This is a genomic window from Clostridiaceae bacterium (assembly GCA_012840395.1).
Classification (GTDB): domain Bacteria; phylum Bacillota; class Clostridia; order Acetivibrionales; family DULL01; genus DULL01.
Window position 1 is genome coordinate 1 of sequence record DULL01000081.1, and the last position, 9,908, is coordinate 9,908.

The 9,908-nt window shown below is 34.6% G+C and carries 4 protein-coding genes; all 4 read left to right on the forward strand.

Annotated elements, in window-relative coordinates:
* The coding region (locus GXX20_09310) for an S-layer homology domain-containing protein (protein HHW31852.1) at window positions 1-134 on the forward strand (134 nt) is incomplete at its 5' end.
* 313 nt (window positions 135-447) lie between these two features.
* Complete coding sequence (locus GXX20_09315) at window positions 448-870, forward strand: acyl-CoA thioesterase (protein ID HHW31853.1); 423 nt, start codon at window positions 448-450, stop codon at window positions 868-870.
* Window positions 871-906: 36 nt separating this feature from the next.
* Window positions 907-1,611, forward strand: a complete 705-nt coding sequence (locus GXX20_09320) for a hypothetical protein (protein ID HHW31854.1) — start codon at window positions 907-909, stop codon at window positions 1,609-1,611.
* A gap of 280 nt (window positions 1,612-1,891) precedes the next feature.
* On the forward strand, window positions 1,892-9,908 hold an 8,017-nt coding region (locus GXX20_09325; GenBank protein ID HHW31855.1), incomplete at its 3' end, for a hypothetical protein.

A 9,908-nucleotide genomic window follows, 5' to 3' on the forward strand; every position in this document is an offset into this window, starting at 1 on the left:
AAGAAGCAGTATCAAAGATGCAAAAAGCCGGAATAATATCCGGAAAGCCCAACAACATCTTTGATCCTAAAGGCAGTGCAACAAGGGCAGAAGCATCCAAGATGATCGCAGTATTATTGCAGATTATCAGATAGTAAAGCTAAACAGGATTGATGAAATAATAAAAGAAATAATAATAAATAGCTTAATGAAGTTCAGCTGTGAATTAATAGATAACAAATGCTGATAGTTCAGCAGTGTATAATTAATGTTAAGAAGAGGCTAGAGATACAACTTGCCTCTTCTTTTAATGCTTGGGAAAATCTGTTAAGATTAAAGGAAAAAATTGCTATATGTATCCTATATATCATAAATTTGGAAAGAAGATAGAGAAATATGATATAATTATTTTAACACTATAATTGCAAATCAAGTTTAATTATTCAAGGTTGAAAGCAAGGAGGCAAAATGATTACTTCAGATTCAGAAATTGTTGTAAGATATGCAGAAACAGATCAAATGGGCATTGTTCATCATTCTAACTATCCAGTATGGTTTGAATTGGGTAGGACGGATTTTATAAGAAAACTTGGCTATAGCTATTCAAAGATAGAAGAAGCGGGAATACTTCTGCCCCTAACAGATTTGAAATGTAGTTTTAAAGCACCTGCCAGGTATGAGGATGAGATAATCATAAGAACCCATATAGAAAAAATGACTTGCGTAAGAATAACTTTTGGCTACGAGATCTTTAAAAAGAAAGATATGAGTCTGATTGCCCGGGGAGAAACCTTCCATGCCTGGACTGATAAGAATCTTAAACCGGTTAATATATCAAAAAGAATGCCTGAATTATATGGAATAATGGAAAAAGCTTTAAAATCAGATTAGACGGGGGTTATTTATTTGAAAATCTATGTATTTAAATTGCATAAGATTAATTGGAGAAAAATAATAGGAAGTATTTTACTAATCACTCTGGTACTTTCTATTATATTTGCAATAATTCAGATAATAACATCTCCGGCTACCGTTCCGGAAGGGCAGGAGTATGTGAGGTTGAAAAGTGACTATGTTCTTATGCTTTTGCAATGCGTTTTAGGAGTTATTGTTATGGCAGTACCATCTATTATTGATAAAAAATGGTCAATTGGAATACCAAACTATATGTATGTACTTTATTTCATTTTTTTGTACTGTGCTATTTATTTGGGAGAAGTACGAAACTTCTACTTTATAATACCTCACTGGGATATTATACTACATGCTTTTAGCGGGGCTATGCTGGGTGCCCTGGGATTTTACCTGGTTAGTGCTCTAAATGATTCTGAATCGGTAAGAATTCACCTGAGCCCTTTCTTTATATCCTTGTTTGCCTTCTGTTTTGCCCTGTCTGCAGGAGCTATATGGGAAATATATGAATATACATGTGATGGCTTATTATTTCTGAATATGCAAAAGTATGCCTTGGAAGATGGGACTATGCTGGCAGGGCGTCAGGCTCTTTCAGATACTATGGAAGATATAATAGTAGATGCTCTAAGCGCTCTTATTATATCTGTTCTTGGATATATATCAGCTAAAAAGAAAACTTTTTTCTCTAAAAATAATGCGGTATCTGAAAAATATTGATATCAATTGTAAATATTTACCTTTTTGTATTCCCAAAACAATTATTTTAAACACAAAAGATTGATGGTATAATTTAATAGGTGCATTTTTGGAAAATGTATCTATCGAATACAAGGAAGGTGAAGTAAAAGAAGCAGAAAAAATAATAGTTTTAAGTGTTTTCTATTTAGTTAATTTAAATTAATCCGATAACTTTATAAGATTGTCTTTTTTTGTCTTGTAAATAATGCGGCAGGACAACGAAAGAAGTATTTTAAATTACAACTAAGGGGGCAATTGTATGTACCAAAAAGGGAAAAGGCTAATATCTCTGTTAGTGACTATTCTGTTTGTATTTTCTATCTTACCGCTTAATGTAAGCGCAGATGAAACAGTTCCCGACGAAACAACAATACCAGCAAATCTTGAGAAGGTTACAAAGATTGCAAGAGTAATAGGGGAGGATGGGAACCCTATAGATGATGGCAATTATATTATAATTACCACGGCAAACCTTTTTGAGATTGGTAACTATTATGGTTCTACCCAAGTATTATTTGAGATATCAGGACTTGATTTTAATGACAACTCCAAGAATTATAGGGCAAGAATTAAACTGAGTGACGACAGTTACGAAACAATTAGATATCTTTATGGAAAAACTAGTAATGTTGAATTTATTGATTATTACTTAAGCAGTGCTGAAGAAGGTAAACTGGACTTTACCATCACTGTATATGTTGAAAATAGTAATTATGAGACAGAATTAATTTATGAAACTGTAAACATTAGTACATATCTCACATCTTTCATTTCTCCCATGACAGTAGAAGAGATAAATAGTGAGAGTAAAATCATTAATCAGGCGAATTTAATGCCGTTTATAACTTTTTATCTTCCATTAAATGATCTTCCGGCAGATTTTAAGGCACATGAATTAATATATAAACTTGTTTATTCTGACAATGAAGAAGTATATGCAATAAGTGATTCGAATTATAACAGCCCAAATTCATATGATTTTTCAATTTATGATAAACGATATAATGCCATTTTTACTGTTGCTCCTGTAAATGAACTTACATACAGAGTTAAGGCTGTCAATGTATCACTTATTTGCGGCAAGGAGCTTATACCCGGACAATATAATGTGCAGATTTTTGATAATCAGAATAATCTAATTTACAACATACCAAATGTAGTTACAGTAACTGATAAACCCTATGTTGAAATAAAGGGAAGAGCATATGAGTATCCTTCTCCAAGGACAGATTCAGAAGTAGTATATGTAAAAATCAATGCAGTTGGTGAAAGTGTAAACTTAGATGATTATAATCTGGGTCTTTATGATAAATACGATAACCTCATAGCAAAAAGTAATGGGGAATATAAAGTAGAAAATGTTTATGATAACAATATTGAGGCAGTATATAAACTTAATCTGGAAGATGGAAAGAAGTTCACTATAGGCAATTATAGACTAAAATTATTAGACGACTCAGTTGATTGTATCTGGAAAGAAAGCGATTTTTATGTAGATGATTATAATGCAACTTATATAAATAAAATGTTGGTGCCCAGTTCCAGATATGCAAACTTTGTTGCTTATGGAAACGGATTGGCTTCCGACAGGCACTATAAAGCAGTTTTATCTGAAAATGGTGTAATAATAGCAGAAAAAATGGTGGCTCCCTTTAATAACGAGTTTGATGTTGAATTTACTGATTCAGATGGAGAAGTAATTCTTCTGAAAAATAAAACGCAGTATGAAGTAAGTATTTTTGATAAAGATTATAATGGGGAATGGAGAAACCGTCTATATGGTTACAGCTTTTATAACCAGTACCATGAAGAGGAAGAGCTCTTTCAATTGAGCGTTTTAGAAGCTGGAATACCGGATTCTTCCGCCAATTTTTCCATAAATAACAGAATACTGAATGGGTATCTTGACATTGTAAAAAGTATTGCAGAGACTATAACTGATGATAATAAATTTAAGGTTGTTGCCAGAAATGTTTTGGGACAAGGATATACTTATGATGCTTTTCAGGTAACTAAGTATCCCCGTGAAAAAACAGTTTATTATAATCTAATGCAACCTGTTTTTGATGAAATGCCATTGGGTTATTATAAGTTCAAAGTTTATTATCAAGATAATGGCACAGATGTAGAATTAAAGAAAAATGACGGCAGTAATATTGGCGATAGCAGGTATTACACATCTTATAGCAAAGCACCCTGGATAAGTTTCTCATACTCAAGCGAAGATAAATTACAAGCAATTAATACTTTATGGATTAATAATATTGATAATATTTACAATGCACAGTTGATACTCTACGGTATTGACAATTTTGGAATTGAACCGGATCACATAATTGATTTAGTATCTGAAAATGGAGGATATGTTTTCAAGGCTGCTGATACAAAAAATATAAATTTCCATAAGAAGTATAAAGGTATCCTGTTTGCAAACGGCAAACCTGTAGGGACTATGGGTGAATTCAGATATTTTGCGCCCATTGATAAGGAAATTGATAACAATATATATTCTATATCACTTTCCCAGGTTGAAAATGGAACCCTTGAAGCAGTAGTTTTAGGCAATACTGTTACAAATGGTACAGTAGGCACAGAGGTGTATATCAAGAATAAGCCTGCAGAAGGATTTCAACTGAAACCTGGTTCTATTAAAGTAAATGGTCAGCCTATTATTGGCAGAAGTTTTGTGCTGACAGGAGATTCAGTAATTACTGCAGAATTTGAACCTGCTTTTGTACAAAAATATTCAATTGAAATAAATCAATATATTTATAACGGGGAAATTTTCGTAAATGTTACACAGGCAGCCAAAGGAGACATTATACAAGTATATGCTGTACCTTATGAGAATTACAAATTGTCAAGACTCTGGTACAGGCCCATGAATGATACTAATCCAGAAAATTACACTTATATCGATCTTGAAACAATGGCCTTTGAAATGCCAGATGAAGATATAGTGATAGATGCGGAATTTAGATTTCTCAATAGTTATTATGTTAATATAGAAACTCCTAAAGGAGGAAGGGTTGAAGGAGGAAACAATTATGCAACAGAGGGCAGTATTGTGACCCTTACTGTTATCCCAGATCCGGGATACAGATTAGCATCCCTTTATTACCGTGAGAGTTATGCACAGGGAGATCCTGTTGAAATTTATGGTAATGGTACTGAATACAGTTTTATAATGCCCTCAGCTCCTGTAACCGTATATGCTGAGTTTGAGCAAGATAATCAATTCCAATATTATATAACTTTGGACATGGAAGCATATGTAAATGGATACATTAAATTGACTCCGGCAAATGGACCGTATTCAGCCGGACAACAAATAGAGGTAGAGGCTATACCGAATTATGGCTTTAAACTGGCAGAGGGCTCTTTGGTATATAGAATCGATGGTATTGGTGAATCATTCCCAATAGAGAACAATATATTGATAATGCCGGAAGGTAATATAACAATATATGCAAAGTTTGTGCCTGTTTCCCAAACCACATATTATGTATCGATAGATCCAATTGTATATATGAATGCAACAGTACAATTGATTCCTGGATACTCTTCATACTCAGCTGGCCAGGAGATAGAGGTTTTGATTAATCCAATATCAGGCTACAGGCTTATAGAAGGTTCATTGATTTATAAAATCAATGGTGTAGGTCAGGAATATCCTATAATTGGCAACAAGTTTACAATGCCTGAAGGTAATATTACAATTTATGCACAATTTGAACCCATTCCACTGATACCACATAACATAACTATAATTCCTGCTTCAAATGGAACAGTTACAGTTGATAAACCAACTGCACTCTTTGATGAATGGGTAGACGTAACAATCATACCTGACAGCGGATATAGGATTAAGGATAATACTATTATAGTGAGAGGGACAGAGCCGGATTCAACATATTATGCTCAATATCCTGTATCAATATTACCGCCCTATAAATCAGGATTTTATATGCCTGATGAAGATGTAACTATTTTAGTAGAATTTGAAGAAAAACCAGAAATCCAGCTGTTTGAAAACAACAAGTTAAACATTCGGATGAGCAAATGGGATATGTGGCTGATTATTCCTCCTGAATATATGTCCCAGGTGTATATTTTATCTCCATATGAAAGATACATTAAGACAGTTATTAAAGATAAAACCGGAAATGTTGTTTTTGAAAATAAGTTAACTGATATATTTAGTTTTGAGAATTATCAGCTCTATAAAACCAATGAAGTATCACCAGGAACTTATACTGCAGAGGTGACAGTAGGTGATTACCAAACACATATTTATCTGGGTAAAACCGAAATAATTTTTGGGGATTACCTGCAGATACAGAATATTCATGCTCCTTCATATGGTCATGCTTTTACTACTGACACCAGGAATTTTACAATAGAAGTAAGGTTAGACCATTTATTTACTGATCTTGATAATATAAAGGCTAAACTTGTTGATAAAAATACAGGGTCGGTAGTTGCGGAACCATTAAACAAAAGGTATATCTACTACGATGCTAAAGACAGGCATAGAGAATCAACTATAAATGAAAACAATAAAGAAACCATGTTATCTTTTGAGTTTACGCTAAGTGATGCTCTGAAAGATGGTAATTTTTACGAGTTAGTTCTTGATTACAGTAAAGAAGTTGTTTTTAACCACTATGCAGATAGAGAGTTTTTTGCTAGCAGCCAGCCAAGAGTGCTTAGCGGAATCATAGAGGATAATGTCATTACCTTAAAGTCAGAATGTATTCCTGAGGGAGAATACACAGTGTTATATTATTCACCGGGTCAGGGCATAGAAATACCTTATACTATGATAGTTGATTCTGAAGGTAATGGAACTATAGATATTAGTATTGATAAGATTAATGAAGACTGGGCAAGTTTCTCTGGAGATATAAACGGCTATTATATAAATTTCTTTGCAAATAGAGAATATAGAGAAGATAAAGAATATCTGTATATTGATATTAGTAATTCTGTTCCATATTACTCACTGCATCCACAAACCGGGCTATGGAGTGAATTTGCGATTCCATTAAGCCAATCAGTATCTTTTGATTTAAATAACTATACTGGGGAAGGGGAAATTAAGCTTTATAGAATTTATAATGATGCAATCGGTCGAAAAGAAGAATTACTTGAAACTATATATGTTTCATCTTTAGAAAATGGAAGAGGCACATTTAGCTATGATGATTTCAATTCATATTATGTTTATGAAATCAGGCTAACAGACCCTGATGATGAAGATGATAAAATAATGGCTAGTGCAAGTTTCATAATGCCTGACTTTCCATTTATTTCAATAGAAATGTATAATGCCCAGGAGTTTTATGGTGATATATTAACAATTCCTCATAATGGGACCGTTAATATCACAGATTTTAGCAAGATTAAGTTCTTTGCATATTCTACAGGTCTTGGGGAAATTGAAGTACCTGTAATAAGCATGGATAATAAAGAAATAAAACTGGATATGACAAATGCACCATCTGGTATATTTAAGATACGTTCAATTTATAAAGGTTATAAGGATGATGAAGACTTTGACATCAGGACTTCCAATGACATGATGTTTTACAAAGTAAATGGTAATTCACCTGTTATCACATCAGCCGGAGTCCAGGACGGAACATACTATGCTGAAGGAATAAGACTTAACAATGCAAGTTCTGCTCAGGTAAAGATATTTAAAATCCTGGAGAATATCCTCATTTATAAAGCACAAGCGGATCTTGTTACCGTTTCGGATAATAGAATGAATATTCCTCAGGATGCTTTCTCAGGGCTTGAAGATGGAAGATATTTAGCCGTATTCATTGTTGACGGAATTGAGCAAGTGTCTCGGGCTTTTGATTATTCGGCACCTGTTGCAACAGAATTTACGGTAACTTTTGTGGATCATGACGGAAGTGTATTAAAAACTGAAGTTGTGCCAAGAGGTGGAAGTGCCACAGCCCCTGCTGTTCCTGAACGTGAAGGTTACACCTTTATTGGATGGGACAAGCCTTTTAATAATGTTGTTTCAGATATTACAGTTACAGCACAATACACACAGAAAAAATACACAGTAACCTTTGATTCAAATGGTGGTTCTAGTGTAGACAGCATTGCAAACGTTCCACATGGTTCCATAATAGAAGAACCTGCGACACCAACAAAAGTTGGATATACATTTGATGGCTGGTATAAAGACCAGGAATTCACTGAAAAGTGGGATTTTGAGACTAACAAAGTAGAATCAGATATAACTTTATATGCTAACTGGATCATAAATAAATACAGTGTAACCTTTGTAGACTTTGATGGTACAGTAATAGATATTCAAACTGTAACTCATGGTGGAAGTGCCACAGCGCCTGCTGATCCAACCCGTGAGGGCTATACCTTTACCGGATGGGATACAGATTTCACCAATGTTACAGCCGATATCACCGTAAAGGCAACTTATGAGATAAACAGATATACAGTAGCTTTTGATTCAAGAGGTGGAACAAGTATTGAAAGTATTAAAAATGTTCCACATGGCACTACAATATCGCAACCTACTCCACCAACAAAAGAGGGATATGGTTTTGATGGCTGGTATAAGGATGCGGAATTGAAGGAAAAGTGGGATTTTGCTACTGATAAAGTAGTATCAGACATAACCCTGTACGCAAAATGGGTAGAGAACAGTTATACAGTAACCTTTATAAGCTACGACGGCATAGTATTAGATACACAAACTGTTACTCACGGCTCAAATATATCCAAGCCCAATGATCCTACTCGCGAAGGTCACACTTTTGGCGGCTGGTATAAGGATGAAGAATTTACTACAGAATGGAATTTTGAAGTTGATGTAGTAGAATCAGATATAACCTTATATGCAAAATGGACTGTAAACAAATATACAGTAATCTTTGTAGACTGGGATGACACAGTACTTACGACTCAGGAAGTAGAATATGGAAAAGGTGCCACAGCTCCAACAGCACCTGAACGTGAAGGTTACACCTTTAAGGGTTGGGACAAGGAATTTGACAATGTAACCGGAGACATTACTGTAAAAGCAATTTATGAAATAAACAAATATACAGTAACCTTCGTAAACTGGGATGACACGGTACTTGAGACCCAGGAAGTAGAATATGGAAAAGGTGCCACAGCTCCAACAGCACCTGAACGTGAAGGTTACACCTTTAAAGGTTGGGACACAGATTTTAGCAGGGTAACTGGAAATATTACAGTAAAAGCAATATATGAAGCAAATAAACTCTCTGTATACTTTAACTCCATGGGCGGAAGCAGAGTTGATCCCATTACAGAAATTGATTATGGCAGCAAAGTTCCGGAACCTAATCCTCCAACTCGAGAAGGATACGATTTTGCAGGCTGGTATAAGGACTTTGGATTAACCATTCCCTGGAATTTTGAAACTGATGTAATAGAGACTAATATGACTCTCTTCGCAAAATGGGATGCAAAGAGCTACAGTATTACTGTAAGCAGCAGTATCACAGGAGGTACAATTATTGCTCCTGAAACTGCTAAAGAAGGGGAAACTGTTACCTTAACAATTGAACCTGAAGGAAGCAATACATTAAAATCCATCTGGTGGACTGCTGCAGGAGCTTTCGCCAATGAAATAAATATTGTTTCAAATAATAAAGCAGTATTTATAATGCCAGGTAGAGATATAGAAATAAATGCTATATTCAATAAAATGACAGAACTCAATGTATCGGTTAATAAGGCAACATCACCTTATGTTGTTGAAGTATACAGTGTAAATCCGTACTACTATGATTACAGATGGATAACTGACGGTTCACTGGATACAACTTTCACCATACCAGAGGGAACAAATTATTATGTTTATGTAAATATGGGAGAAAATGAAAACTGGTATTGGGAAAGAAAGGCAGTAGATACAACAGTTACTGATACTGTAGCATTTAATATACCTGTTACTTACTCAATTTCTGGCAGGGTAGAATGCACTAATGGAGGCTTAAAAGATGTATATGTATATGCTTCTTCTGATAACAATTATAGAAGTGCATATGTTGACGCAGAAGGAAATTATGTAATCAAGGGGTTGAATCCTGGGACCTACACAGTAGGAATTGAAAGCTGGAACAACAAATATATTGGAGTACTGACCCAAGAAGTAACAATAGCCGGCGAGGACGTGCATGATATTAACTTCTCAATAGCAAAGGGAGCAGACCTGAGAGTCAACCTGTCAAAAACTAATGGTACACCTGCATTTATGGCAT